Source organism: Streptomyces kanamyceticus (assembly GCF_008704495.1).
GTDB classification, from domain to species: domain Bacteria; phylum Actinomycetota; class Actinomycetes; order Streptomycetales; family Streptomycetaceae; genus Streptomyces; species Streptomyces kanamyceticus.
The window spans coordinates 3799345-3824536 of record NZ_CP023699.1 but is presented as its reverse complement, the minus strand read 5'-3'; the positions used below and the strand labels follow the sequence as shown (position 1 = coordinate 3824536).

Below are 25192 nucleotides of genomic sequence, written 5' to 3'. Positions count from 1 at the left end.
TGTCGATATCAGTTGCAGTTGTGGTTCCCAGAGACTCCAGGTGCTCCGGTTGGCGATCAGTGCCGACGGGGCACTTTGTATTGCCGGATCTTTTTCCGGACGGGGCAATCATCGCGGCGACGTGGAGTCCGCACAGTGTGGGCTTCCGGGCACTGCCCCGAAGGAGATATGACATGGCTACTGGCACCGTGAAGTGGTTCAACGCGGAAAAGGGCTTCGGCTTCATCGAGCAGGAGGGTGGCGGCGCTGACGTCTTCGCCCACTACTCGAACATCGCCACCCAGGGCTTCCGCGAGCTCCAGGAGGGTCAGAAGGTGACCTTCGACGTCACGCAGGGCCAGAAGGGCCCGCAGGCCGAGAACATCGTTCCCGCCTGACGCTGACGCGTACTTCGTAGTCGGGGCCCGCACTTCGGTGCGGGCCCCGACTCGTTGCATTTCCGGGATGAATTCCCGCGTTCTGAATTGTTTTTCATTTCTTCACCGGGTGCTTGGGTTATTTCCGTCGCCGGTGGGAATTCCGTCCCGCGCGCCGTGTCGCTGAAGGCTGCCGCTGAAGGCCGCCGCCGCACCGGGCAGCCAGCCGAGCGCCAGGCCCCACAGCGCGCCGAAGAGCGCCCCGGCCAGGGCGAGGCCCAGCCAGCCCCAGATGCCCGCCTCGACCATGCGGGCCGCGACCATGCCCCGCCAGACGCCCGCCGCGCCCGCGCCCGCGATCAGCGCAGTCCAGCCCGCGAGCAGCCGCCGCCCCTTGCCCGCCACCGGGCGTTTGCGCAGGTGGCGGCGCATCCGCGCGGCGGCAACGGCGATCAGGAGCAGGGCCGCGAAGTCCTCGCAGAGCTGCCAGGACCAGTCCGTCGCGCCCAGCGGGGTCGCCCGCAGGCCCGGCAGGGCGAAAGGCACGCCGAGCGCGCTCGGCGCCACCGAGAGGCCCGCCCGCGCCGTGAACGCGGTCAGCAGGGTCGCGCTGCCGTGCAGCAGGACGAGCAGCAGGCAGACGCAGGCCACCACGACCGTGCCGTCCGTCCGCGCCCGCAGCGCGTCGATCGTCGTCCGCATGGCGCGTCACTGTAGGCGGCGCGGGCCGGTGCCGACAGGGTTCTGACCGAAGAAAAGTGAACAATGCTCAGGTCTGTTGCGACGGGGTGCCCGCGATCTACCATCCGGGCCATGAAATCCCTTGAGGCGTGGCGGACTTGGGCCCTCGGCGGTGTCGTGCTCGCCGTCGCGGCCGCCCTCCTCGTCGCGGTCGGCCCCGAGGGCGCGGGCGCCGGGCGCGCCGACACCGCGAGCGGCCACCGGTGGATCACCGACCGGCAGGGCAGGGCGCTCGTGCTGCGCGGTCTGTCCACGGCGAGCAGCGCCAAGTCGGCGGCCGACGGCATGCCGTGGATCGAGGAGAAGGACGTCGCGCGCGAACGGCGCGAGCTGGGCACGAACTTCGTCCGCTTCCTCGTCCAGTGGCGCAACGTCGAGCCCGCGCCCGGGAAGTACGACAGGACGTATCTGCGGAAGGTCGCCGAGCGCGTGCGCTGGTACGGCGAGCGGGGCTATCACGTGCTGCTCGACATGCACCAGGACGTGTACGGGCCCGCGGTCGGCGGCAACGGCGCCCCGCCGTGGGCCACCGAGACCGACGGGCTGCCCGCCGCCCCCACCGACCCCTGGGAACTCGGCTACGCCGAGCCCGGGACCGTCCGCGCCTTCGACCGTTTCTGGGGGACGGTCGAAGGCGGCGGGCGCGATCTGCGGGGGCACTACGTCGGCGCCCTGGGGGAGGTGGCCAGGTACTTCGCCGACGACGACACGGTCATCGGATACGACCTGATGAACGAGCCCTGGGGCGGCAGCGTGCAGGGCCCCGCCTTCGAGTCGGGCCCGCTCGCGCGCCTCTACCAGGACGGCATCGACGCCGTCCGTACCGTCGACCGCGACCACTGGATCTTCGTCGAACCGTCCGCCATCGGCGCCAACTGGGGCTTCGCGACAGGACTTCCGCGCCTGGCCGACCCGCGCGGCGACGGTGACGAGGCCCGCATCGCGTACGCGCCCCACCTCTATCCCCTCCCCATGGACCTCGGCGGCGGCTACACCGGCGACGCCTTGGGGCAGGTCGACACCTCGCTGCGGGCCTGGCGCGAGCAGACCGAGAAGGCCGCGCGGCGGCTCGGAGCCCCCGTCGTCATCGGGGAGTTCGGCCTGGACGTGGGGCTGCCCGGCGCCATGGAGTACGTCGAGAAGGTGCAGCGGACGGCCGACGAGATGGGGGCGGGCATCGCGTACTGGTCCAACGACCCCGGCTCCTGGGCCCCTTGGGACGCCGACATGAAGCCGACCGCGCTGCTGCCCGTGCTCGACCGGCCCTACCCCAAGGCCATCGCGGGGGACCCCGTCGCCTACCGGTGGGACGCGGCGGACAAGGCGCTCACGGTGCGCTGGCGGGGCAAGGCCGGTGTGCGGGGCGGCACGGAGGTGTATCTGCCCGCGCGGCACTTCCCCGAGGGCGGGCGCGTGACGGGCGGCGGGAGCGGTCCGGGCGGCGAGCAGGGCTCCTGGGACGCCAAGTCCCGTACGCTCACGCTCGGTTCGGGGCCCGGTGAGCACTCTGTCCGCATCACACCACGTGGGTGAAATGGAAGAGTTCCCACCCCTTGTCCGGCCGCAACACGGACCCCAAGAATGCCCCTGACAACCGCACGACAGGCGTACGTCACAAGGGGGGCTCCACGGATGGGAAAGACCAGCAAGACACTCGCGGGCGGAATACTCGCTCTCGCACTGGCCGGCGCGGGGGCGGCACCGGCCTTCGCGGGACACGGCGGGACGACCGGGAAGCAACCGGCCCCGAAGGCCAAGGCCGTGGACTTCGCGGGGACGGTGGCGCTCAGCAACTGTTCCGGCTCCGTCGTCCGCAGCCCCAAGTCCAAGCCGGACGACCCGGCGCTCGTCCTCACCAACGGCCACTGCGTCGAGTCCGGTTTCCCCGCGGCGGGCGAGGTGATCGTCGACCAGCCGTCCACCCGCACCTTCAAGCTGCTCGACGCCAAGGCGAACGACGTCGCCACGCTCACCGCGTCCAAGGTGTCCTACGCGACGATGACGGACACCGACGTCACGATCTACCAACTCACCAGCAGCTACCGCGACATCACCAAGAAGTACGGCATCAAGCCGCTGGAGCTGTCGGCCGACCACCCGGTGAAGGGGCGCGCCATCACGGTCGTCTCCGGCTACTGGAAGAAGACCTACAGCTGCGACATCGACGGCTTCGCGTACCGCCTCAAGGAAGGCGAGTGGACCTGGAAGGACTCGGTGCGTTACACCTCGGCCTGCCAGACCATCGGGGGCACGTCGGGCTCGCCCGTCATCGACCACAAGACCGGCAAGGTCGCCGCGATCAACAACACGGGCAACGAGGACGGCGAGCGCTGCACCCTCAACAACCCCTGTGAGGTCGACCGCAAGGGCAACGTGACCGTGCGCAAGGACATCAACTACGCGCAGGAGACGTACGGGATCGTGCCGTGCGTCGGCAAGGGCAGCAGCATCGACCTGAACCGGAAGGGCTGCAAGCTGCCCCGGCCGACCGCGGCGCGGCGGTAACGGGCGGGTTCCGTAAGGCTGTTCAGGGAGTCCGGCGCACGGTGCGTCCCGCGATGACGTCCGTGCGTCGGCCGTCCCGCATCACGAACCTGCCGTCGATCAGGACGTGCGGGATGCCGGTCGGGAGCGTGCGGGGGGCCTCGAAGGTGGACCCCGCCGCGACCGTCTCCGGATCGAAGAGGACCAGGTCGGCGCGGTAGCCCTCGCGGACCGTGCCCCGGTCGGCGAGGCGCAGCCGGGCGGCCGGGCGCGAGGTGAGGTGCGCGACGGTCTCCTCCAGGGACAGCACGCCCAACTCGCGGGCGTAGCGGCCCAGGTACTGCGGGAACGTGCCGTACGCGCGCGGGTGCGGCTTGAAGCCCTGGAGGATGCCGTCGCTGCCACCGGTGTGCACCGGGTGCCGCATGATCGCCTGGACGTTCTCCTCGTGGCCCACGTGCTGGAGGATCGTGGAGCCCAGCTTGTCGTTGATGAGGAGACGGCGCGCGGTGACCCACGGCTCCTCGCCGCGCTGGGCGGCGGACTGCGCGATCGTCTTGCCGACGCAGGAGGCCAGGCCCGGGTCGCTCACCCCGGAGATCTCGATCGTGTCCCACTCGATGGGTACGCCGTGGCAGCCGTCGGCGCCGATGACCTCCATGTGGTGGCGGATCTTCTCGGCGGTCCCGTCGTCCTGGAGGCGGGTGAGGATCGCGTCCGGGCCGCCCTCGCTCGCCCAGCTGGGCAGCATGGCGACCAGCGTCGTACAGCCCGGTGTGTAGGGGTACGTGTCGAGGGTGATGTCGGCGCCCTTGGCGAGGGCGGCGTCCAGGAGCGCGAGCAGGTCGGGCGCCTTCCCCTTGTTCACGCCGAAGTTCATGGTGGCGTGGGCGAGGTGGAGGGGGCAGTGCGCGGTACGGGTGAGGTTCACCATCTCCTCGTACGCCTGGAGGGCGCCCGCGCCGTAGCTGCGGTGGTGCGGGCAGTAGTAGCCGCCGAGCCTGGCCACCACCTTGCACAGCTCGGTGAGTTCGGAGTCGTCCGCGTACATGCCGGGCGTGTACGTCAGGCCCGACGACATGCCGACGGCGCCCTCCCGCATCCCCTCGGCGACGAGCTGCTTCATGCGCTCCAGCTCGGCGGGGGTCGCCGGGCGGTCGTCCCAGCCCATGGCGTGCATGCGGACGGTGCCCTGGGGGATCAGGTACGCGGCGTTCACCGCGATGCCGTGGCCGCCGTGCGCGCTGTCCAGCGCGTCCAGGTAGCCGCCGACCGTGCGCCACGTGAAGTCGATGTCGCTGCCGTCGCCGTTCCAGCCGGTGATGGCCTGGCGGACCTGGGCGAGGGTGCGGTCGTCGACGGGGGCGTAGCTCAGGCCGTCCTGGCCGATGACTTCCAGGGTGACGCCCTGGGCGGCCTTCGCGGTGTGCGCGGGGTCCCTGAGGAGGGCGAGGTCGCTGTGGGCGTGCATGTCGATGAAGCCGGGCGCTAGCGCTAGGCCTTGGGCGTCGAGGGTGCTCTGCCCTGTCGGGCGGGGGCCTGCGTCCTCCCCCTCCCGGTGGATCGTGCTGATCCTGCCCTCGTGTACGCCGACGTCGGCGCGGTAGGAGGCACCTCCGGTGCCGTCTATGACGCGTGCGTCTCGGATCACCAGGTCCATGGTGGTGCCTCTCTCTTCGCTTGGCCGCGGGTCTGTTGTGGTGCACCCGGCCTCCGGCCGGGTCTGTCGTTCCCACCCGCACCACCCGTGCGGGTTTCGTCGCCGGGTGCGGGTGGCCCCCGGAGGGGGTTGACCGCCGTCGGCGGCGGACGGGTGGGTGGGGCTTTCGGGGCTCCTACGTTCACTGTCCGGTGCGGGGTAAACGGGTGGGCGGGGTCCCTACGCTCACTGTTCGGTGCGGAGCAAACGGGCGGGCGGGTGGGGAAGGTCCGCCGCGGAGCGGCGGGTTTGGGGGTTCCTGCGTTCACCCTGCGGCGCGGAGGGCCCCCGCCCAAGACCCCCCGGTCAGAAGTACGTGCGGATGTAGTCGACGACCGTCCCGTCCCCCTCGACCAGGGGAATCAGCTGCCACTTGTCGAACGCCGTGCACGGGTGCGAAAGGCCCATCCCGACCCAGTCGCCCACGGCGAGTTCCGCCTCGGGTGTCGTACGGACCCACCCGTGCTGGTCGGAGAGCCCGGTGACCGTGACCCCGGTCGCGGGTCGCTCCACCCCACCCCGTCGTACGACCTGCGCCTCCGGCAGATCGAGGTCGTACGCCGCGTCCCGCTTGCCCGCGTTGGTGAACGCCTGCTCGGCGGAGGGCCGGGAGACGACCTGGGCCCAGAGCCGGAAGGCGGGTTCCAGGGCGCCTTCCTCGGGCACCCGGTTGAACGGGGTGAGGTGCCGGTAGTGCCCGTCGTCGTGCGAGACGTACGCGCCGGAGCGCAGCAACTTCAGGACCGGCAGGGAGAGTTCGGGGATCTCCGCGAACACCTCGGCGACCGCGTCGAACCACGCGCTGCCGCCCGCGCTGACCACGACCTCCGGCAGATCGGCGAACCGCCCCGCCTTGTCGAACTCGACGAGCAGCGCGACGAGCCGCCGCAGCCACGCGGTGACCGTCCCGGTCGAGGCATCGGGCACCTCGCCCTCGTATCCGGCGACGCCCACGAGCCGCAGCGTGTCCGCGCCCGCGACGGCGTTGGCGATCTCGAAGCACTCGGCCTCGGTCCGCGCGCCGGTCCGTGCCCCGTCGCCCGCGGCCAGTTCGACCACGACGTCGACCGGGCGGGTGGCGCCCGCCTCGCTGAGCGCGGCGTGCATGAGGTCGGCTCCGCGTACGGAATCGACGTAACAGACGAAGCGGAAGCCGGGGTCGGCGGTGAGTTCACCGGCGAGCCAGCGCAGCGCCGCCGCGTCGACGAGTTCATTGGCGAGGAAGATCCGCGACACGCCGAACTCCCGGGCCACGCGCACCTGGTGGGGGACCGCGAGCGTGATGCCCCAGGCGCCGCGCTCCAGTTGGCGGTGGAAGAGCTGCGGGGCCATGGACGTCTTGCCGTGCGGGGCGAAGGCGAGGCCGTGCCGCTCGGCGTACGTCTCCATGAGCGCGAGGTTGTGTTCGAGGCGCTCGGCGGAGAGTGCGAGGACCGGGGTGGTGAAGCCGCCGGTGAAGAGGTTCCTGCGCTGGGCCGCGAGCTCGCCGACGGTGAGCCCTTCCGCGTCCGGCGGGAGTCCCTTGAAGCGGTGATCGACCCGCTCGTCCGCGAGTGCGGCCAGGGGATCTGCGGGACGGTCGACGGCGTTGTCGGCGGCCATGGGCGCCTCCTCCAAGAGTGCGTTGCATTATGTGCAACGGTCATTGCGTATGTCGCTTACTGCTGTCTAACATCCGAGCCAACGCCGGGTCAACGGATCCGGAAAGTCGGTTGAGAGGCTGAAGAGATCGTGACCGCACAGGCAGCCGCACGGGCGGCCGCAGAGGCAGCCGCACAGGCAGCGGTGGACGTCGTGGCACTCGGTGAGTCCATGGTCACGTTCCTGCCCGCGCGGCCCGGACGCCTCGCCGACGTGCCGTCCTTCGACCGCGGGATCGGCGGCGCCGAGTCGAACGTCGCCTGCGCCCTGGCCGCCGCGGGGCACACCGCCCGCTGGGTCAGCAGGGTCGGCACCGACGGCTTCGGCGACCACCTCGTGGAGACGATCGCCCGCTACGGAGTGGACACCTCCGCCGTCGGCCGCGACCCGCACCGCCCCACCGGCATCTACTTCCGCACCGCGGACGACCGCGACACCGACGCCCACGAAGTCGTCTACTACCGCGCGGGCTCCGCCGCGTCCGCCATGTCGCCGGGCTCCGTGGACCAGGACGCGCTCACCTCGGGCCGCATCCTGCACCTGTCCGGCATCACGCCCGCGCTCTCCGCCGACTGCCTGGACCTCGTACGCCAGCTCTGCACCCGGCACACCGGCCGGGCGCACCTGGTCTCCTTCGACGTCAACCACCGCCCCGGCCTGTGGAAGGACGCGGGCGCGGGCCCCGACGTCCTGCTCGATCTCGCCCGGGGCGCCGACCTGGTCTTCGTGGGCGAGGACGAGGCGGCCGCGGCCTGGGGCGTGAGCGGCGGCCCCGACGCCATCCGCGCCGCCCTGCCCGAGCCCGCCACGCTCGTCGTCAAGCAGGGCAGCCGCGGCGCCACGGTCTACGGCCACGGCGAGCCCGCCGTCTTCGAGCCCGCCCTGCGCGTGGACGTCGTCGCGCCGGTCGGCGCCGGGGACGCCTTCGCCGCCGGTTTCCTCTCCGCCACCCTGCGCGGCCTGCCGGCCGCGCGGCGCCTGCGGCACGGCCACCTGATGGCCGCCGCCGCGCTCACCGTCCCCGGTGACCTCGCCACACCCCCTGCCCGTGTACACGCCGACCGCCTCGCCGCCCTGGACGACGCCGCCTGGGGGAGACTGCGTCTCGGCCCCGGCTGGACGGCGCGCGTCCCGGAGGACACCGAGGCCGAGGAGGAGGTACGTACCCCATGAGCCAGACCGTCGACCGCGCGCTCTCGATCCTGCCGCTGCTCGCCGAGGGCCCCGCCGACCTGGGCCAGGTCGCCGACCGGCTCGGCGTCCACAAGTCCACGGCGCTCAGGTTGCTCCGCACTCTGCTCGAACACGGCCTGGTATTCCGCCAGTCCGACCAGCGCTACCGCCTGGGCGCGCGGCTCTTCGCGCTCGCCCAGGAGGCCGTCGAGAACCTCGACGTACGCGAGATCGCCCACCCCCACCTCCTCGCGCTCAACGAGAAGTGCGGCCACACGGTCCACCTCGCCGTGTACGAGGAGCAGGAGGTCGTCTACATCGACAAGGTCGAGAGCCGCTATCCGGTGCGGATGTACTCGCGCATCGGCAAGCCGGTGGCCATCACCGTCGCCGCCGTCGCCAAGCTGCTGCTCTCCGACTTCCCGGAAGCCGAGCGCCGCGCCATCGCGGAGAAGCTCGACTACCCCACCTACACGTCCCGTTCGACACCCAACGCCGCAGCGTTCCTGCGGGAGTTGGACAAGGTGCGCGAACAGGGCTGGGCCACCGACCTCGGTGGTCACGAGGAGTCCATCAACTGCATCGGGGCCCCCATCCGCGGTGCGGACGGCCGTGTCGTCGCCGCCATGTCGGTCTCCGCGCCGAACGTGGTCGTCACGGCCGAGGAACTCCTCACCCTCCTTCCGCTGGTGCGCCGCACGGCGGACGCCATCAGCCGGGAGTACTCCGGCGCCGTGCCCGAGGCGAAGGCCGACGCGCGGTCCGATGCGAAAACCACCCCTCTCAAGGAAGCCTGATCAGCGAATGACCGAGAAGATCGCCCTCACCCCGGCCACCCACACCACCCCGCCCGCGAAGTTCTCCCACGGCGTGAAGAAGGGCAACATCCTTCAGGTCGCCGGTCAGGTCGGCTTCCTGCCCGCCGAGGAGGGCAAGGCCCCCACCCCCGCGGGCCCGACCCTGCGCGAGCAGACCCTCCAGACCTTCGCCAACGTCAAGGCGATCCTCGAAGAGGGCGGCGCGACCTGGGACGACGTGATGATGATGCGCGTCTACCTCACGGACGTGGACCACTTCGCGGAGATGAACGAGATCTACAACTCCTACTTCGAGGAGCAGGGTCTGAAGGCCCCGGCCTCCGCCCGCACCACCGTCTACGTGGGCCTGCCCAAGGGCCTGCTCATCGAGATCGACGCGCTCGCAGTCCTGAGCTGACGCGCTCGCCGTTCTGAGCTGACGCGCTCGCCGTTCTGAGCTGACGAGTTCGCCGTTCTGAGCTGACGCGCTCGACGTCCTGAGGACGCGCATCACCCACCAGCAAGCCGTACGTCGTCACGGCACGGCGCCTTCCCCCGGGGCGCCGTGCCGCGATCCCCCCTGCTCCGAAAGTCCCATGCACTTACGAGGTCAAAGATGTCCCCGTCTCCCTTCGCGGCGCTCGCGGCCGCCCCCGCCACCGAGGCGCCACCGCACACCGGCGGAATCCTCACCCTGATCGACGGCACGGCGGGTCTCCTGACCGTCGCCGCGCTCGGCATCGTGCTCCTGCTCTTCCTGATCATCAAGATCAGGCTGCAGCCCTTCGTGGCGCTGCTCGCGGTCTCCATAGTCGTCGGCCTCTCGGCCGGTCTCTCCGTCACCGAACTCTTCGGCACGGTCCAGAAGTCCGACGCGGTCTCGGTCATCGAGTCGGGCATGGGCGGCATCCTCGGCCATGTGGCGATCATCATCGGCCTCGGTACGATGCTCGGCGCGATCCTCGAAGTCTCCGGCGGCGCCGAGGTGTTGGCCTCCCGCCTGCTCGGTCTCTTCGGTGAGAAGCGCGCCCCGCTCGCGATGGGCCTGACGGGCCTCATCTTCGGTGTCCCCGTCTTCTTCGACGTCGGCATCTTCGTCCTCGCACCGATCGTCTACGCCGCGGCGAAGCGCTCCGGCAAGTCGATCCTCCTCTACTGCCTCCCCCTGCTCGCGGGTCTCTCCATGACCCACGCGTTCCTGCCCCCGCACCCCGGTCCGGTGGCCGCGGCGGGTCTCCTGAAGGTGGACCTCGGCTGGGTCATCCTCATGGGCATCGTCTGCGGCATCCCCGCGGTCCTCGCCGCCTGGGTCTACTCCGCCTGGATCGGCAAGCGCATCTTCGTGCCCGTGCCGCAGGACATGGTCGAGGCCGCCGACGAGGCGAAGGCCGCGGTCGTCGCCGAGCAGCGCGCCTCGGGCGTACAGCCCAGCGAGAAGCCGGTGCCGCTCGGCGTCGTCTTCACCATCATCGGTACGCCGCTGCTCCTGATCCTCCTCGCCACCTTCTCCTCGATCGCCTTCGACCCCTCCACGTTCCGGTCGGTCATCGAGTTCTTCGGCAGCCCCTTCGTCGCGCTGACGATCGCCCTGCTGATGGCGTACTACCTGCTCGGCATCCGGCGCGGCTGGTCCCGCAAGTCCCTTGAGACGGTGTCGACTTCGTCCCTCAAGCCGGTCGGCAACATCCTCCTGGTGGTTGGCGCGGGCGGGATCTTCGGCGCGGTCCTCAAGGCCAGCGGCGTCGCCGCGGCCATCTCGGACACCTTCCAGGACGTGGGCCTGCCGATCATCGTCCTCGCCTACCTGCTCTCCCTGATCCTGCGCGTGGCCCAGGGTTCGGCGACGGTCGCGATCGTCACGACGGCGGGCATCGTGGCCCCGCTCCTCTCCGAGGGCGACTACTCGCAGGCGTTCGTGGCCCTGGTCATCATGGCGATCTCGGCGGGCTCGATCTTCGCCTCGCACGTCAATGACGGCGGGTTCTGGATGGTGGCGAAGTACTTCGGCATCAGCGAGCGGGACACGCTGAAGACGTGGACGGTGCTGGAATCGGTCCTGTCGGTGGCCGGGTTCGCGGTCGCGGGCGTGGTGAGCCTGTTCGTGTAGCGATACGTCTCTTCTCTTCTTCTCTCCGGCCGTACGCGGATGGGGCACTCGGCAGCGCTTGCCGGGTGCCCCGTTCGCGTACGGCCGTGAGGTGGCGGGGCCGCTGATGGGGGTTGCCCCCGTCGAGAATGGGGGGACAGCCGTAGTGAGTGGGAGTAGTCGTTCCGCTTAGCGTCTGACGGTATGAGACATATACGGATCCCGACCCTGGGCCTCGCCCTCGCCGCCTGCCTCGGCGCGGCCCCCGCCGCGACCGCCACGGCCACCCCCGCCGGGACCTCCGCCGCGTCGAAGTCCGGTGCCGGGCTCGACCGTTACTACGACCAGCGCCTGGGCTGGGGCGACTGTGCCAAGGGCCCGGACGACGCCATGGGCCGCGACTTGGACAAGGCGGGTGTGCAGTGCGCGGACGTCACCGTGCCGCTCGACTACGCCAAGCCCCAGGGCCGTACGATCACCGTCGCGGTGTCCCGGCTCAAGGCCACCGACACCCGCCACCGCATCGGCTCGATGCTGCTCAACAACGGCGGTCCCGGCAACGGCGCCGTCCAGTCGCCGCCGGAATTCCACGCGTGGATGAAGAAGACGGGGCCGCGGTACGACATCGTCGGCTTCGATCCCCGATTCGTCGGCCGCAGCACCCCGTTGGACTGCGGCTGGAACGTCGGCACCAACCTCTTCTCGGCCGGTCTCAGCCGGGCCAGCTTCGAGCGCCAGGTCGCCCTGCACAAGGACCTGGCCGCCAAGTGCCGTGCCGGCAACGCGGACGTGCTGCCGCACGTGAGCACCCGCAACACCGCCCGCGACATGGACGTCATCCGTGGCGCGCTCGGCGAGAGGAAGATCTCCTACTTCGGCTATTCGTACGGCACTTACCTCGGCACCGTATACACCCAGATGTTCCCGGGACGTACCGACCGCATGGTCCTGGACGGCGCCATCGACCCGCGCAAGTTCGGCCCCCGGCTGCTCAAGGAGGCCGTCGGCGAGAACGAGCGCGCGCTCGCCGACTGGGCCACGTGGGCTGCTGCCCGCGACAACACCTACGGACTCGGCCGCACCCGCGCCCAGGTCCTCGCCACCATCGACGGGGTCATCAAGAAGTCCTCGCGCGCCCCGCTGACCGTCGGCACCGCCCCGGACGCCTTCCGACTCGACGACACCCAGGTCCCGTTCGTGCTCCTCGCCGGGCTCGACAGCGACACCGACGCCTCGCGGGCGTCCCTCGGCGAGCAGGTGTCCGTCCTCGCGAAGGCCGCCGCCGGGCAGGCGCCGACCAAGCTCTCGCCGCAGTTCGCCGGGCTCCTGCGGCTCGCGACGACCGGCGACCAGTCGAACATGGGCAGTTCGCAGACCGCCGTCATCTGCGGCGACGTGGCCGCCCCGCGTGACCCCGAGGTCTACTGGCGCGACATCCAGCGCAGCCGCGCCGCCTACCCGCGCTTCGGCGCGGTGAACAACAACATCGGCCCGTGCGCCTTCTGGGACCGGCCCCGCGAGAAGCCCACCCAGGTCAAGCACGACGCCAAGGCGCTGATCGTGTCCGCCACCGGTGACCCGCGCACCCCGCACAAGGGCGCCGTCGCGCTGCACGACCAGCTCCCCAGCTCCAAGCTGATCACGGTCAAGGGCGCCAACCGGCACGCGGTCTATGGCCTCTACGAGAACGCCTGCGTCGACAAGAAGGTCAACCGCTACCTGGCCACGGGCAAGTTGCCCACCGGCGACCAGAGCTGCGCCAAGTAGTCGCGGCGCTGGGGCCTGTCCGGACGGCGGGCGAAGAAGGTCCCGACCCGGCGCCGTACCTGAGCGAGTGACACCGCCGGGTCGCTGGTGCCGATGAACGCGGCGCTCGGCACACTGATCGTGGGTGGCCGGGCGCCGTGGTTCGCCCAGGGCGCGCGCCCGACCTCAGGCAGGGACGAAGAGGTCCTCGTGGGCCCCGTCGAGGACGAACCCGTTGTCGAAGCGGACCCGCACGCTCACGCGAGGCGTCCGTTCCTGGAAGGCGGTCCACGCGGGTTCCAGGGCGCCGACCTTCTCTTCGAGCTGCCTCCTGCTCTCCGGGGGCATCTCGCGCCCGAAGGAGTCGAGCAGCGACTTGAGCCGCTCGTACTCGCGCACGTCGTCGCCCGCGTCCTCGTGGCCGACCACCTGCTCGACGGTCCCGCCGATGCCCGCCGCCAGGGACAGGAACCCGAGGACGACCCCCGCCACCTCGGCCGAATCGGTCAGCCGGGTGTCCGCTGCCAGCACTACCCGCTGGCCTGCCTTCAGAGTCATCTGCTTCCCAAATCCCCCGCGCCCGCGCGGTGCAGGAACGCCTCCACGAGGCGGTCGGTGAAAGCCTGGTCGACGGGTTCCGCCGTCACCAGGACGCGGTGGTAGACCGGCCCCACGAGCTGGTCGATCTCCGCCGCCATGTCGAGTCCGGCGGCGAGCTGGCCGCGTGCCACCGCGCGTTCCAGCGGGAGCCGGTCGCGTCGGCGCTGTTCGTCGAGGTACCCGGAGCGCAGCGCCGCGGCGAACGCGGGATCGTGCTGGGCGTGCCCGATGAGGGCCTTGAAGACGGCGCCCGCGTCGGACCGGGTGAGGAACAGGGCCAGTTGGCGCAGGTGGGCGCGGAGGTCCGGGGCCAGGTCGCCGTGGTCCGGCGGCGTCAGCGCTTCGGCCGCGTCCTGGAGGAAGGCGTCCAGGAGGATGTCGGTCTTGGTCTTCCACCAGCGGTAGACGGTCTGCTTGGCGACGCCCGCCCGGGCGGCGATGCCCTCGATGGTGACGCCGGTGAAGCCCTTCTCGACCAAGAGGTCGTCGGCCGCCTCAAGGACCGCCTGCCGGGCCTGTTCGCTGCGGCCGTGCCTGTTGCCGTGGTGGCGCGCCGCCGGTGGTGGCCCGGCCGCGGCGTCGGCCGTACGTCCTCGTTCCATGTCTGCCTCCCGGGGCCAGAGTAGGCCAGCATCTCTAGACGCTACGCAACGGTGCGTCTAGTCTAGGTTCATGGCACCCACCAACACCCTCGAAGACCCCCGCGTCGCCTCCGCCCTCGACCGGATGTTCCGGCAGGCCGAACAGGACGAGGCGACCAGCAGGCGGATCCGGGCGGAGTGGCCCCAGGGCTCCGCGCCCCTCGACCCGCAGGAACAGGCCGACGCCAAGGCGGAGGTGTACATGCCGATCTCCGCCCAGGGTGGCCGCCTCCTCTACAACCTGATCCGGGCCGCCCGCCCCGCCACCGTCGTCGAGTTCGGCACGTCCTTCGGCATCTCCACGCTCCACCTCGCCGCCGCGGTGCGCGACAACGGGACGGGGCGCGTGATCAGTACGGAACTGAGCGCCGCCAAGGCCGCGGCCGCCCGCCGGACGTTCGCCGAGACGGGTCTCGACGACCTGATCACCGTCCTCGAAGGAGACGCCCGCGACACCCTCGCCGCGGTCACCGACGCCGCGGACTTCGTCCTCCTCGACGGCTGGAAGGACCTGTGCCTGCCCGTCCTGCGACTCCTCGAACCACGCCTGGCGCCCGGCACGCTCGTCGTCGCCGACGACGTCGACCTGGCGGACCTCGCGCCCTACCTCGACTACGTCCGTGACTCCCGGAACGGGTACCAGAGCGTCACGTTCCCCGTGGAGGACGGCATGGAGATCAGCTGCCGCCTCTGAGCGACCCCACGAGGGTGGGGTTGTCCATACCTCCCGCCGGGGGGCTCCGTCATGGTCGCCCAGCGCTTCCCCATGGGTGAATGATCTTGGTCAGGACGCACCGTCCGGCCGACTGTTCGGCACCACAACACACCGTGCCCGCACGGGAGGCAGGTGCCTCGAACGGTCTCCAAGACATGCGAGGTAACCACCATGACGCAGCCACGAAACCCCGTCTCCACGCGCCGCCGTCTCGCCCTGGGCTCCGTGGCGGCGGTCGCCGCCACGGCGGCACTGGCGATGCCCGCGGCGCAGGCGGCCCAGCCGGACGTCCGAGCGGCCGATTCCGGCCGGGCGGACCTTCAACGGGGCCTGGACGACATCGTCCGCGAGGACGGAACGGTGGGCGCCGAGGCCACCTTGGTGAACGGTCGCGGGAGCAGCTCCGTGCGCAGCGGCACCGCCGAACTCGGCACCGACCTGCCGGTGCCGCGCCAGGGCTACTTCCGGATGGGCAGCAACACCAAGACCTTCGTCTCGACCGTGGTGCTGCAACTCGTGGGCGAAGGCCGCATGCGACTCGACGACAAGGTCGAGCGCTGGCTGCCCGGAGTGGTCAAGGGCAACGGCAACGACGGCGGGCGGATCACCGTGCGCCAGCTGCTGCAGCACACGAGCGGGGTGCCCGACTACGCCGCTCAGCTGCCCATCCTCGACGGAGACCAGTTCCAGAAGCACCGCTTCGACCGCTACCAGCCGCGCGAACTGGTCGACATGGCCCTGCGGAACCGGCCCACCTTCGAGCCCGGCAAGGGCTGGAGCTACTCCAACACCGGTTACATACTCGCCGGGATGATCATCGAGAAGGTGACGGGGCGCCACTGGAGCGACGAGGTCCGTGCCCGGATCATCGAACCCCTCGGCCTCACGCACACGTTCTCCGCGGGCACGCGCACCGGCCTTCCCCGGCCGCACGCCAAGGGCTATCACCAGTTCAAGCCCGGCGGCCCACTGGTCGACAGCACCAAGATGAGCATGACCTGGGGCAGCTCGGCGGGCGACCTCGTCACCAACTCGACCGACCTCGCGCGCTTCTGGCGCGCTCTGCTCGGCGGCAAGCTGCTGGCGCCGAAGCAGCTGGCGCAGATGCAGAAGACGGTGCCGGCCCCGATGGAGGGCAGCGTGGCGCCCAGGAAAGCAGGGCTCGGCATTTTCTGGACGCAGCTCAGCTGCGGCGGCGGCTCCTGGAGCCACGGCGGGACCACCATCGGTCATCTGAACGCCAACGGCTTCATCGACAAGGGCAAGAAGGGAGTCATCGTGATGCGCTCCACCAACCTGAACACGGAGGACCGCGACGAGCGCACCGACCGGCTCGTCGACGCCACTTTGTGCAAGATGAAGTGACCGCGCGGGCCAGTGCCCCAATCGTGTTGACCGCCCCCGGCAGGCGGTGCTGGAGTCGGCGCGTGGAAAGCATCCCCGCCAACCGGCGGCTCTGGAACCGGATCAGCAGCACCTACCAGCACGAGCACGACCCGCAGATCGGCGCCGCACCCCGGCTGTGGGGCATGTACTCCATCCCCGACGCGCACCTGGGCGCCCTGGGCGACGTCACCGGCAAGCGCGTCCTCGAACTCGGCTGCGGCGCAGGCCAGTGGTCCAGGGCGCTCGCCGCCGAGGGTGCCGCCGTGGTCGGGTTCGACCTGTCGGACGCCCAACTCGCCGCGGCGGACCGCGCGATGGGAGCGGTCCGCTATCCGCTGGTGCAGGGCGCCGCCGAACAACTCCCCTTCGCCGCCGCCAGCTTCGACCTGGTGTTCTGCGACTTCGGTGGGCTCAGCTGGGCGCCCCCGCACCTGGCCGTCCCGGAGGCCGCACGCGTCTTGGGCCGGGGCGGGCGCCTGGTGTTCAACGTCGCCAGCCCGTGGTTCGAAGCGTGCTACGACGAAGCCGCGAGCCGTGTGACCACGACGCTGCGGCAGGACTACTTCGGTCTGAACACCATCGCCGAAGGCGACGGCGCGACCAGCTATCAGCTCACCTACGGCGACTGGGTCAGGGTCCTGCGCGGCGCGGGTCTCGTCATCGACGACCTCATCGAGCCGCGGCCCGAACCCGGAACACCCAACGGCTACAACGAGACCGACCCGCCCGACTGGGCACATCGCTGGCCGGCGGAACTGCTCTGGGTGACCCACAAGCCGTGAACCGAGGGCGTGGCGAAACGATATGGCGGGACCCGGGAGAGTGAGACGGCCGCGTGTTGGCCGTCGGGGTGGGGGCGCCGCGCCCAGCATGGGGAGCGCCCGGTGATCGTCGGGCATCCCCTGACCAGCCTGGAGCCGCCGTATGCGCGCCCGTAACGTACTGAGCAAAGCCTTCGCCACTGTCCTGACCGCGCTGCTCGCGGTCGCCGTCCTGCCGGGGGAGGCGTACGCCGGGCCCGCCTCCAGGTCCGTCGCCGACGTCCGGGGCGAGGCCGACCGCATCATGGGCCTCAGCAGGCTCGACTTCATCAATCACGACCACATCCCACCGTTCGACTGGGACACGGACGGCTGTACGTTCTGGCCGGACGGCGTCTTCTACGAGGCATGCGCCCAGCACGACTTCGGCTACCGCAACTACGGCAACCACGGCTCCACCCATCTCAGCCTGAGCCCCACGGAGGAAACCAAGGCCTGGCTCGACGAGCGCCTGCACAATCAGATGCGGTTCGCGTGCAACGAGAACTGGCCCGCGGGGAGCGCCTCGCACACCTCCTGCCTCGCCCAGGCGACGATCATCCACGACGCCCTGTCGGCCGGTATCGGCAAGGAGAACTTCTTCTAGGACGGCCGCGGCCCCGGACCCTCGAAGGGGACCGGGGCCGCGTCGCACGCGCGCGAGCGTCAACTCGTGCAGTACTGCTGCTCCTTGCCGATCGAACGGTACATGCAGTCCGAATTCTCCAGGAGCTGCAGGACCGCGTCGCGGTTGCGTGACGTCTCCCGCTCGATGACCTCGTCGGGCGGGTAGAAGCCGCCGCCGCCGGATCGCGGGTACATCTCGAAGGTGTAGCTGAAGATCTTCTGGTCGCCCCAGAGCCAGTCGTCGATCGTGCCGTCCGTGATGTAGAGGTCACTGGACTGCTCGGGCGTGTAGCCGTTGCTCGCGGCCATCTTCTTTCCGACGGCGGCGTGCGCGTCGCGGTCGTCCTGGGTCAGCCCTGGCGCCGTGTCGTTGTACGTGTAGCCGTACGGCCACAGGACCAGTTCGCTGTACGTGTGGAAGTCGATCGCGGCCTTGATCTGCTGCTTGCCGCCGACGACGCGGCTGCGCACGAAGTTGGAGACGACCTTCACCTCGGGCGCCGACTCGGCGGCCGATCCCCGGTAGGTCTCGGAGCCAGGGGTGCTCGAAGAGCCGCCGCAGCAGCCCCACTTGTAGCCCCAGTTGCGGTTCAGGTCGGTGCCGGTGCGGCCGTTGGAGTTGGGCTGTCGGTTCAGTCGCCAGCTGCGGTACGAGCCGGTCGCGATGTCGTACTCGCCGCCGTCCGGGTTCATGTCGGGGACGATCCAGATCTCGCGCGAGTCCACCATCTTCTTGATGCGGGCGTCCGAGCCGTAGCCCGCGCCGAGTTCGCGCAGCAGGTACAGCGCCATCTCGACCGTCAGGTGCTCGCGGGCGTGCTGGTGGTGGGTGAAGAGGACTTCCGGCTCGGCCTCGTCGGTGCCCACGTTGTCGCTGATCTTGATGGCGACGATGTCCCTGCCGGAGTACGACTTGCCGATGACCTTCTTCGTCATCAGGCTCGGGTACGCCGCGATGCGCTGGTCGATCTCCGCGTTCATCTCGGCGTAGTTGTGGTACTTCGCGTCGGCGGGCGGGAAGTCCTTGGGCTCGATCGCGTGCCCGTCCGTACGCTTCGGGGGTCCGGCCAGGGGCTTGAGCCTGTAGCCCAACTCCCGCAGCTTCGCCGCCTCTTGGCCGGACGCCGAGACGACCACCGCGCGGGCGTCGACCTCGTCGATGGCGACGCCGGTGCGGGCGAGCGCGGTGCGGGCCGCGCGGTCGTCGCGCAGCGGGATCTCGTACTGACGCGTCTCGTTGTCGTCGGCCGCCGCCGTCTTGCGGGGGGCCTGGTCGGCCGAGCCCGGTGAGGCGTTGGCGGTGATGGGTGCCGCGACGGCGAGGGCGAGAAGTGCCGCTAGCGCGGCGGATCTTCTGCCGCGTATCCGAAGTCGCATGAAGTCTCCTCGGGGGTGGGGGTGGGCTCAGTGCGACGCGTGCGGTGCGGTGCGGTGCGGGCCCATCGTGGATGCGTGGCATGCTCCGGTCAACGCTGTCTTTGGCCAAACCGCCGAAGCACCCCGCCGACCGGCACGTCCGCGCTCCCCAACCCCTTGTGCACCAGCTGTCTTTGCGGTTTCTTGATCGCATGGCTGAATCGACGAGTGGCGGGACCGAAACGGGCGAGGGCGTCGTCCGGCTCCGCAAGGCGAGCTGGAAGTACGTCGGCCCCGGCATCGTCGTCGCGGCGACCGGCGTCGGCGCCGGTGACCTGGTCGCGACGCTCATCGCGGGCAGCAAGTTCGGCTACACGCTGCTGTGGGCCGCGATCATCGGCTGTCTGGTGAAGATCTCCCTCGCCGAGGCGACGGGCCGCTGGCACCTGGCCACCGGGCGCACCCTTTTCGAGGGCTGGCGCAGCCTCGGGCAGTGGACCACCTACTACTTCGCGATCTACGTCGTCATCTGGGGCTTCGTCTACGGCGCCACGGCCATGTCCTCCAGCGCCCTGCCGCTGGTCGCGCTCTTCCCCGACGGGCCGAGCCTGAAGGCCTGGGCGGTCCTGTGCGGCGTGCTCGGCCTCGCCTTCGTCTGGTTCAACCGGTACGCCGTCTTCGAGAAGGTCATGACGGTCGTCATCGGCATGAAGTTCCTGATCGTCGTGTACGTCGCGATCCGCGTCGCCCCCGACCTCGGCAACGCCGTCAAGGGCCTCGTGCCCGCCCTGCCCGACGGTTCGCTGCTCTACACGCTCGGCCTGATCGGCGGCGTCGGCGGCACCATCACCATGGCCGCGTACGGGTACTGGGTGAACTCCAAGGGCTGGACCGACATCAGCTGGCTCAAGGTGATGCGGCTCGACAACCGCGTCGCGTACATCACCACCGGCATCTTCGTCGTCGCGATGATGATCATCGGCGCCGAGCTCCTGCACTCCACGAACATCGCCCTCACCTCGGGCGACCGGGGCCTCATCGACCTCGGCAAGGTCCTGGAGGACCGGTTCGGCGCGGTCACCGCGAACCTCTTCCTGATCGGCTTCTTCGCCACGTCGTTCGGCGCGCTGATGGGCGTGTGGCACGGGGTGAGCCTGATGTTCGCGGACTTCGTGGAGCGCATCCAGCGCGAGCGCAGGGTCCCCGACGGCACCCCCGCCCAGGAGGAGGGCATGGTCGCCGAGGTCGCGGCGGGCAAGCGCGAGAAGTCGGTGCCGTTCCGGGCGTACCTGCTCTGGCTGACGTTCCCGCCGATGGGCCTGCTCTTCCTGGACCAGCCGTTCGGCCTCGTCATCGCCTACGGCGTACTCGGCGCGTTCTTCATGCCCTTCCTCGCCCTGACACTCCTCTGGCTGCTCAACTCCTCGCGCACGCCCAAGGAGTGGCGCAACGGCATGCTGAGCAACGTGATGCTGGCGGGCGCCGGGCTGCTCTTCCTGATCCTCTGCGTGCAGCAGGTGCGCGACCTGCCCTGGTAGGCCCCTGGCGGGCCGCTGGGTAGGCCGCGAACGAACGGCAGCGCCGCCGGGGGAGCGGCGGCGCTGCGGCCTTGAGAGGGAACCGAGGGTTACGGAAGCCCGTGGACGTGCGCGCCCACCGCCTTGGACCAGGTGCTGCCCGCCGTCGCGTCCCAGTTGGTGGACCAGGTCATCGCGCCCCGGATGTCGGGGTACGTCTTGGCGGGCTTGAACGAGCCGCAGCCGGTGCCCTTGGCGAGGCAGTCCAGGGCGCTGTTCACGACGTCCGGGGCGACGTATCCGCCACCGGCCGCGCGCGACGACGCGGGTACGCCGATGCCGACCTGGGACGGCGCGAGGCCGTTCTCCAGCTGGATGCAGGCGAGCCCGGTCAGGAAGTCGACCGTGCCCTGGCTGTAGACCTTGCCGTCGCAGCCCAGCATCGAACCGCTGTTGTAGTACTGCATGTTGACCACTGTGAGAATGTCCTTCACGGCGAGCGCGGTCTTGAAGTACTCGGTCGAGGGGGACTGCATGTCGATGGTCTGCGGAGCCATGGTCAGGACGAGGCCCGAACCGGCCTTGGACGACAGGGACTTGAGCGCCTGCGTCATGTAGGTGGAGTTGAGGCCGTTCTCCAGGTCGATGTCGACGCCGTCGAAGCCGTACTCCCGCATCAGCTTGTACGTGGAGTCGGCGAACGCGTTGGCCGACGCGGAGTCGTTGACCGCGATCGCGCCCTTCTCGCCGCCGACGGAGATGATCACCGACTTGCCCGCGGCCTGCTTGGCCTTGATGTCGGCCTTGAACTGGTCGACCGTGTAGCCGCCGAGCCCGGCCGAGTCGAGGTTGAAGGTGATCTGGCCCTGGGTGGCGGTGGCGTCGGCGAAGGAGACGGCGATGATGTCGTACTCGTCCTGGACGTCGGCCAGTTTCTGCACCTGGGCGCCGTTGTTGAAGTTCTGCCAGTAGCCGGTCACCGCGTGCTTCGGTACGGCGCGGGTCCGCGCGTTCGTGCTGTCCGCGTGCGCGCTGTCCACGCCGCCGGTGAACAGCCCTGCGAGGGCGAGGGCCAGGGCCGTGAGGGACCCGAGTACCGCTCCCGTTCTGCTCCGTGTGCGGTCCACTGCTGCCTCCGTGGGGGGAGTTGGGGGGAGTTGGGGGTGGGGGAGGTGGTGCGGGAACGGTGGCCACCGTCGTCCGCCAGGGTGGTGCCCGCTCGGCATGGTGTCCCTGGCTTGGTCGTACAAGTTGGTCCAGACCAATTGAGTTGTCAAGGCCTCAAGCACCACTTGGTTCACGCCGGACGGCGTCCACCTCCACATGAACAGTGCGAAGTTGGGTGTTGAGGCGACCATGACGTGGATATGGTGCTGGGGCAGGAGTGCACGAGGACCGGGGGTGTACGCGTTGCCGACCGCCATAGCCGTCACCGGCCCCGATCTCGTGCTGCCCTCGCCCGACCGGCACACCCCGTCGGCCGCCGTCCTGCAGTGCGCGGTGCGGCCCCCGGGGGCGTACTCGCTCGACCAGTCGCTCACCGAGATGGACACGCTCATCGAGCACCACGGCTATGTCGTCGTGCTGTGCCCGGCCTCCGCGCCCGCGGCCGTCACCCACCGCCTCCACGCGATCCGTTCGCTCCTGGAGAGCGACCGCATCGCCGTCCTGCGCTCCGACCTGCCGCCGCTCGGCATCGCCGTACTCGCCCTGCAGCTGCGGCAGTTGTCGATCTGCGACTTCAGCCCCGGCGTGCTCGCCTCCGCCGCCAGGCTGCTCTCGCACTACATCTACGCGGGCGCCCTGCTCGGCTCCGTCGCCAAGCTCGACCGGGTGCCCGTCACCCTCCAGTCGCACGCCAAGTCCTGGCTGCCCGGCACCCAGTTCGCCGTCCTGGCGACGCCGAGGCCCGGGCTCGTGAAGATCACGGGCGACGGCGAAGCCCACCTCCAGGGCCCCGGATTCGGCACCAAGCTGCTCTACGCGCCCGGCCGCATCGCCGCCGACTGGGTCACCACGACGCTCGCCGCCGCCTGGCACACCCAGGGCATCGAGGAGGCCCGGCTGCCCGCGGAGTCCGCGCGCTGGTGGGCGACCGGCAAGCTCGTCGAGTTCGCCGCCGCCATCCCGGACATCTCCGTCCTCTACCAGCTGGTGTCCTCCGTACGCCGCGAGGACTGCCACTGGTGCGGGCTCGAACTCATCGGTGACCGCTGCGCGTTCTGCGCCGCGCCCCTGCCGCCGCCCGGCGAACGCCCCGCGCAGCAGGCCCGCGCCCTGACGCCACCGGGCCACCGGCTCCGCCCCGCCGGATCCGGCCAGGGCCGCGCCCCGACCGCCCTGCCCAGAGGCGCGACCTAGCCCGCCGCCCGCTCCGACGGCCCCGCCCCCGCACCTCGTACGCGACCGACGACCGCACGCGCGCCACCCCGCTCACTGTCCGTAGCCAGCCGCACCCGATCGAGGTAGTCAGGACCATGAACTCACGCCAGCGCCGCGGCGTCATCCTGCTGGTCCTGTCGGTCCTGTGCGCGCTCGGCGCGTTCGCGGGTGTCCTCTCCGTGATCCGCGACGTGAACGGGAAAGTGGGTCCCGAGGTCGCGGCGTACAAGCTCAAGGACGACATCGCGCCCTACAAGGAACTGACCGCGGACCAGTTCAAGAAGGTCGAGATGCCCGAGCGGTGGCTCTCCGACAACGCCGTCAGGGACCTCCGCGCGATCCGCGGCAAGATCGCCGTCACCCAGCTGCGCAAGGGCTCGCTGCTCCAGTCCGACATGATCGTCGAGCGGCCCGAACTCGGCCCGGGCCAGCAGGAGATCGCCATCATGATCGACGCGGCCACCGGCGTCGCGGGCAAGATCACCCCGGGCTCGAAGGTCAACATCTACGCCACGTTCAAGGGCGAGACCGACAAGGCGAAGGACCAGTCCAAAGTCATCGTGGAGGGCGCCAAGGTGCTCGACGTCGGCAAGCTGACCCCGCTCGAACCCAACCAGGACGACCGCACGCGCCGCAAGGCGACGGAGGCCGTACCGATCACGTTCGCCCTCGGCACGGCGGACGCGCAGCGCGTCGCGTACGCCGAGTCGTTCGCGACCCACGTCCGGCTCGCGCTCGTCGGCGCGGGCGGCGACGCCACCGTGCCGCCGCGGGACCGGACGTACACCCTCGACGAGGACAAGTAAGGGGTCTCGTATGACCACTCGGATCCTCCCCGCCGTCGGCGACATCGACGCCGCGAGGGCGCTGTCCACGCTCGTGGGACAGCTGCCCGACGCGGAACCGGCGCTGCCCGTCGGCGACTCCACCGCGCTGCTCGACACCCTCGCCAGGCTCGCCGCCGAGTCGGTCGACGAGCTGCCGGAAGTCGTCCTCGTCCACGAGCGGATCGGTCCCGTCCCCGCCCTCGACCTCATCCGCGACCTCGTCCTGCGCTTCCCCGCCGTCGGCGTCGTCCTGATCACCGCCGACACCAGCCCCGGGCTGCTCACCGCCGCCATGGACTCGGGGGCGCGCGGCATCGTGAACGTCCCCCTCGCCTACGACGCCCTCGCCGAACGCGTCCAGGCCGCCGCCTCCTGGTCCACCGGGATGCGCCGCCACCTGGGCAGCGGGGGCATCGAGCTGTACGCGGGCGTCGGCGCTCCCGGGGCGCCCGGCGCGGGCACCGTCGTCGCGGTCAGCGGGGCCAAGGGCGGCGTCGGCGCGACCGTCACCGCCGTCCAGCTCGCCCTCGCCGCCCAGGCGTCGGGGCGCTCGGTGGCCCTCCTCGACCTCGACCTCCAGTCCGGCGACGTCGCCTCCTACCTCGACGTGCAGTTCCGGCGCTCCGTCGCCGACCTCGCGGCGATCACCGACATCACGCCCCGGGTCCTCCAGGACGCCGTCTACACCCACGAGACCGGCATCGGCCTCCTCCTCGCCCCCGCCGACGGCGAACGCGGCGAAGAGGTCACCGACCGGGTCGCCCGCCAGACCCTCGGCGCCCTGCGCGCCCGCTACGACGTGGTGATCGTCGACTGCGGCGCCTTCGTCACCGCGGCCAGCGCCGTCGCCGTCGAACTCGCCGACCAGGCCCTGCTCCTCGTCACCCCCGACGTCGTCGCGGTGCGCGCCGCCAAGCGCATGGTGCGGCTCTGGGACCGCCTCCAGATCCGCAAGGCGGAGGAGACCGTCACCGTCGTCAACCGGCACGGCAAGGCGTCCGAGATCCAGCCCTCGCTGGTGGAGCGCGTCACCGGCACCCGGACCGCCACGTCCACGGTGCCCGCCGCCTTCAAGGAACTGCGGGGCGCCGTCGACGCCGGACGCATGCAGGACCTCGACAGCCGCTCCTCGGTGAAACAGGCGCTGTGGGGCCTGGCCGGTGAACTCGGCCTCATCGACCAGGAGGCCGCGGGCCACGGCAAACGCGGCGGCCTCGCCCTGCGCAAGAAGGCGGCGGGCTCAGACCGGGGCGCGGTCACGCTGGAATTCGCCGGGATGTTTCCGCTGCTGCTCGTCGTCATGACCTTGCTGTGGCAGTGCGCGCTCTACGGCTACTCGTACTCCCTCGCGGGCAACGCGGCCGACGAGGCGGCACGGGCGGCCACGGCGGCGTACGCGATGGGCGACGGCGGCGGCGCGGCGTGCGCCACGGCGGCCAAGAAGCACCTGCCGGGCGCCTGGCAGGACGCGTCGATCTCCTGCACGGACGGGGGCCCCGTATGGAAGGCCGAGGTCTCGGTCGAGGTCCCGGTGTTCTTTCCGGGCATCGACGCGGGGTGGACGGTGAAGGGGAAGGCCGGGGCGGCGAAGGAGGGGGAGGGATGACTGCTGTGGGCA

General features: G+C 70.6%; 23 protein-coding genes. 16 read left to right on the top strand and 7 right to left on the bottom strand.

Annotated features, from left to right (window positions below; all coding sequences use genetic code 11):
• Nucleotides 1-173: 173 nt before the first annotated feature.
• Nucleotides 174-377, top strand: a complete 204-nt coding sequence (locus tag CP970_RS15535; RefSeq protein WP_030788646.1) for a cold-shock protein — start codon at nt 174-176, stop codon at nt 375-377.
• A 102-nt stretch (nt 378-479) separates the two neighbouring features.
• Here CP970_RS15535 and CP970_RS15530 read toward each other — a convergent pair whose 3' ends face one another.
• Nucleotides 480-1058, bottom strand: a complete 579-nt coding sequence (locus tag CP970_RS15530; protein WP_055546384.1) for a hypothetical protein — start codon at nt 1056-1058, stop codon at nt 480-482.
• 111 nt (nt 1059-1169) lie between these two features.
• Here CP970_RS15530 and CP970_RS15525 point away from each other — a divergent pair, with 111 nt between their 5' ends.
• Both CP970_RS15525 and CP970_RS15520 read left to right on the top strand, forming a co-directional pair.
• Nucleotides 1170-2630, top strand: coding sequence for a cellulase family glycosylhydrolase (locus tag CP970_RS15525; RefSeq protein ID WP_055546385.1), 1461 nt, complete (start codon nt 1170-1172; stop codon nt 2628-2630).
• A gap of 99 nt (nt 2631-2729) precedes the next feature.
• On the top strand, nt 2730-3602 hold the full coding sequence (locus CP970_RS15520; RefSeq protein WP_055546387.1) for a trypsin-like serine peptidase: 873 nt from the start codon (nt 2730-2732) through the stop codon (nt 3600-3602).
• Between the two features lie 22 nt (nt 3603-3624).
• Here the strand turns inward: CP970_RS15520 and CP970_RS15515 are convergent, their stop codons facing one another.
• On the bottom strand, nt 3625-5241 hold the full coding sequence (locus CP970_RS15515; RefSeq protein ID WP_055546389.1) for an N-acyl-D-amino-acid deacylase family protein: 1617 nt from the start codon (nt 5239-5241) through the stop codon (nt 3625-3627).
• Nucleotides 5242-5586: 345 nt separating this feature from the next.
• The gene (locus CP970_RS15510; RefSeq protein ID WP_150493434.1) at nt 5587-6882 is read right to left on the bottom strand and encodes an amino acid deaminase; all 1296 of its coding nucleotides are present in this window, start codon (nt 6880-6882) and stop codon (nt 5587-5589) included.
• Between the two features lie 210 nt (nt 6883-7092).
• Between CP970_RS15510 and CP970_RS15505 the strand changes: the two genes are divergently transcribed.
• The 5 genes from CP970_RS15505 (at nt 7093) to CP970_RS15485 (ending at nt 12744) form a co-directional block, all read left to right on the top strand.
• Nucleotides 7093-8094, top strand: a complete 1002-nt coding sequence (locus CP970_RS15505) for a sugar kinase (RefSeq protein ID WP_398656939.1) — start codon at nt 7093-7095, stop codon at nt 8092-8094.
• Entirely contained in the window at nt 8091-8891 is an 801-nt protein-coding gene (locus tag CP970_RS15500; protein WP_150493432.1) for an IclR family transcriptional regulator, read from the top strand. Before CP970_RS15505 ends, CP970_RS15500 begins: the two co-directional genes overlap by 4 nt.
• A 7-nt stretch (nt 8892-8898) precedes the next feature.
• The gene (locus CP970_RS15495) at nt 8899-9309 is read left to right on the top strand and encodes a RidA family protein (protein WP_055554813.1); all 411 of its coding nucleotides are present in this window, start codon (nt 8899-8901) and stop codon (nt 9307-9309) included.
• 198 nt (nt 9310-9507) lie between these two features.
• Nucleotides 9508-10998 carry a GntP family permease gene (locus tag CP970_RS15490; protein WP_150493430.1) on the top strand — a complete coding sequence of 497 codons (1491 nt, stop codon included), beginning with the start codon at nt 9508-9510 and terminating at the stop codon, nt 10996-10998.
• 183 nt (nt 10999-11181) lie between these two features.
• On the top strand, nt 11182-12744 hold the full coding sequence (locus CP970_RS15485; protein ID WP_150493428.1) for an alpha/beta hydrolase: 1563 nt from the start codon (nt 11182-11184) through the stop codon (nt 12742-12744).
• A gap of 165 nt (nt 12745-12909) precedes the next feature.
• On the opposite strand, the gene CP970_RS15480 is transcribed toward CP970_RS15485, so the two are convergent.
• Both CP970_RS15480 and CP970_RS15475 read right to left on the bottom strand, forming a co-directional pair.
• A complete protein-coding gene (locus CP970_RS15480) occupies nt 12910-13281 on the bottom strand; it encodes a hypothetical protein (protein ID WP_055554286.1) in 372 nt (123 codons plus the stop codon).
• A complete protein-coding gene (locus CP970_RS15475) occupies nt 13278-13925 on the bottom strand; it encodes a TetR/AcrR family transcriptional regulator (RefSeq protein ID WP_150493426.1) in 648 nt (215 codons plus the stop codon). The genes CP970_RS15480 and CP970_RS15475 overlap by 4 nt, the downstream gene beginning before the upstream one ends.
• 70 nt (nt 13926-13995) lie before the next feature.
• Here CP970_RS15475 and CP970_RS15470 point away from each other — a divergent pair, with 70 nt between their 5' ends.
• From CP970_RS15470 to CP970_RS15455, 4 genes are all read left to right on the top strand, one after another.
• Nucleotides 13996-14658 (top strand): O-methyltransferase, encoded by a 663-nt coding sequence (locus CP970_RS15470; protein ID WP_150493424.1) that lies wholly within the window; start codon nt 13996-13998, stop codon nt 14656-14658.
• A 192-nt stretch (nt 14659-14850) separates the two neighbouring features.
• A complete protein-coding gene (locus CP970_RS15465; RefSeq protein WP_150493422.1) occupies nt 14851-16044 on the top strand; it encodes a serine hydrolase domain-containing protein in 1194 nt (397 codons plus the stop codon).
• A gap of 62 nt (nt 16045-16106) precedes the next feature.
• A complete protein-coding gene (locus CP970_RS15460; RefSeq protein WP_150493420.1) occupies nt 16107-16847 on the top strand; it encodes a class I SAM-dependent methyltransferase in 741 nt (246 codons plus the stop codon).
• A gap of 142 nt (nt 16848-16989) precedes the next feature.
• Nucleotides 16990-17472 (top strand): phospholipase A2, encoded by a 483-nt coding sequence (locus tag CP970_RS15455; RefSeq protein WP_150493418.1) that lies wholly within the window; start codon nt 16990-16992, stop codon nt 17470-17472.
• Between the two features lie 59 nt (nt 17473-17531).
• Here CP970_RS15455 and CP970_RS15450 read toward each other — a convergent pair whose 3' ends face one another.
• Nucleotides 17532-18869, bottom strand: coding sequence for a M14 family metallopeptidase (locus CP970_RS15450; protein WP_150493416.1), 1338 nt, complete (start codon nt 18867-18869; stop codon nt 17532-17534).
• A 191-nt stretch (nt 18870-19060) separates the two neighbouring features.
• Here CP970_RS15450 and CP970_RS15445 point away from each other — a divergent pair, with 191 nt between their 5' ends.
• Nucleotides 19061-20386, top strand: coding sequence for an Nramp family divalent metal transporter (locus tag CP970_RS15445; protein ID WP_150493414.1), 1326 nt, complete (start codon nt 19061-19063; stop codon nt 20384-20386).
• Nucleotides 20387-20475: 89 nt separating this feature from the next.
• Here the strand turns inward: CP970_RS15445 and CP970_RS15440 are convergent, their stop codons facing one another.
• Nucleotides 20476-21492 (bottom strand): chitinase, encoded by a 1017-nt coding sequence (locus tag CP970_RS15440; protein ID WP_150493412.1) that lies wholly within the window; start codon nt 21490-21492, stop codon nt 20476-20478.
• Between the two features lie 283 nt (nt 21493-21775).
• Between CP970_RS15440 and CP970_RS15435 the strand changes: the two genes are divergently transcribed.
• The 3 genes from CP970_RS15435 to CP970_RS15425 all read left to right on the top strand — a co-directional run bounded on the left by CP970_RS15435 (nt 21776) and on the right by CP970_RS15425 (nt 25180).
• Nucleotides 21776-22726 carry a hypothetical protein gene (locus tag CP970_RS15435; RefSeq protein ID WP_055556363.1) on the top strand — a complete coding sequence of 317 codons (951 nt, stop codon included), beginning with the start codon at nt 21776-21778 and terminating at the stop codon, nt 22724-22726.
• A gap of 116 nt (nt 22727-22842) precedes the next feature.
• Entirely contained in the window at nt 22843-23553 is a 711-nt protein-coding gene (gene cpaB / locus CP970_RS15430; protein ID WP_055556361.1) for a Flp pilus assembly protein CpaB, read from the top strand.
• Between the two features lie 10 nt (nt 23554-23563).
• Nucleotides 23564-25180, top strand: coding sequence for an AAA family ATPase (locus CP970_RS15425; RefSeq protein ID WP_150493410.1), 1617 nt, complete (start codon nt 23564-23566; stop codon nt 25178-25180).
• The last annotated feature ends 12 nt before the right edge of the window (nt 25181-25192 follow it).

Excerpts from the sequence above, each read along its gene's own strand:
- CP970_RS15445 (WP_150493414.1), top strand. The coding sequence starts at position 19,061 with ATGGCTGAATCGACGAGTGGCGGGACCGAAACGGGCGAGGGCGTCGTC.
- CP970_RS15450 (WP_150493416.1), bottom strand. The coding sequence starts at position 18,869 with ATGCGACTTCGGATACGCGGCAGAAGATCCGCCGCGCTAGCGGCACTT.
- CP970_RS15515 (WP_055546389.1), bottom strand. The coding sequence starts at position 5,241 with ATGGACCTGGTGATCCGAGACGCACGCGTCATAGACGGCACCGGAGGT.
- CP970_RS15465 (WP_150493422.1), top strand. The coding sequence starts at position 14,851 with ATGACGCAGCCACGAAACCCCGTCTCCACGCGCCGCCGTCTCGCCCTG.
- CP970_RS15425 (WP_150493410.1), top strand. The coding sequence starts at position 23,564 with ATGACCACTCGGATCCTCCCCGCCGTCGGCGACATCGACGCCGCGAGG.
- CP970_RS15475 (WP_150493426.1), bottom strand. The coding sequence starts at position 13,925 with ATGGAACGAGGACGTACGGCCGACGCCGCGGCCGGGCCACCACCGGCG.
- CP970_RS15535 (WP_030788646.1), top strand. The coding sequence starts at position 174 with ATGGCTACTGGCACCGTGAAGTGGTTCAACGCGGAAAAGGGCTTCGGC.
- CP970_RS15455 (WP_150493418.1), top strand. The coding sequence starts at position 16,990 with ATGCGCGCCCGTAACGTACTGAGCAAAGCCTTCGCCACTGTCCTGACC.
- cpaB (WP_055556361.1), top strand. The coding sequence starts at position 22,843 with ATGAACTCACGCCAGCGCCGCGGCGTCATCCTGCTGGTCCTGTCGGTC.
- CP970_RS15485 (WP_150493428.1), top strand. The coding sequence starts at position 11,182 with ATGAGACATATACGGATCCCGACCCTGGGCCTCGCCCTCGCCGCCTGC.
- CP970_RS15495 (WP_055554813.1), top strand. The coding sequence starts at position 8,899 with ATGACCGAGAAGATCGCCCTCACCCCGGCCACCCACACCACCCCGCCC.
- CP970_RS15530 (WP_055546384.1), bottom strand. The coding sequence starts at position 1,058 with ATGCGGACGACGATCGACGCGCTGCGGGCGCGGACGGACGGCACGGTC.
- CP970_RS15525 (WP_055546385.1), top strand. The coding sequence starts at position 1,170 with ATGAAATCCCTTGAGGCGTGGCGGACTTGGGCCCTCGGCGGTGTCGTG.
- CP970_RS15500 (WP_150493432.1), top strand. The coding sequence starts at position 8,091 with ATGAGCCAGACCGTCGACCGCGCGCTCTCGATCCTGCCGCTGCTCGCC.
- CP970_RS15490 (WP_150493430.1), top strand. The coding sequence starts at position 9,508 with ATGTCCCCGTCTCCCTTCGCGGCGCTCGCGGCCGCCCCCGCCACCGAG.
- CP970_RS15510 (WP_150493434.1), bottom strand. The coding sequence starts at position 6,882 with ATGGCCGCCGACAACGCCGTCGACCGTCCCGCAGATCCCCTGGCCGCA.
- CP970_RS15480 (WP_055554286.1), bottom strand. The coding sequence starts at position 13,281 with ATGACTCTGAAGGCAGGCCAGCGGGTAGTGCTGGCAGCGGACACCCGG.
- CP970_RS15520 (WP_055546387.1), top strand. The coding sequence starts at position 2,730 with ATGGGAAAGACCAGCAAGACACTCGCGGGCGGAATACTCGCTCTCGCA.
- CP970_RS15505 (WP_398656939.1), top strand. The coding sequence starts at position 7,093 with ATGGTCACGTTCCTGCCCGCGCGGCCCGGACGCCTCGCCGACGTGCCG.
- CP970_RS15470 (WP_150493424.1), top strand. The coding sequence starts at position 13,996 with ATGGCACCCACCAACACCCTCGAAGACCCCCGCGTCGCCTCCGCCCTC.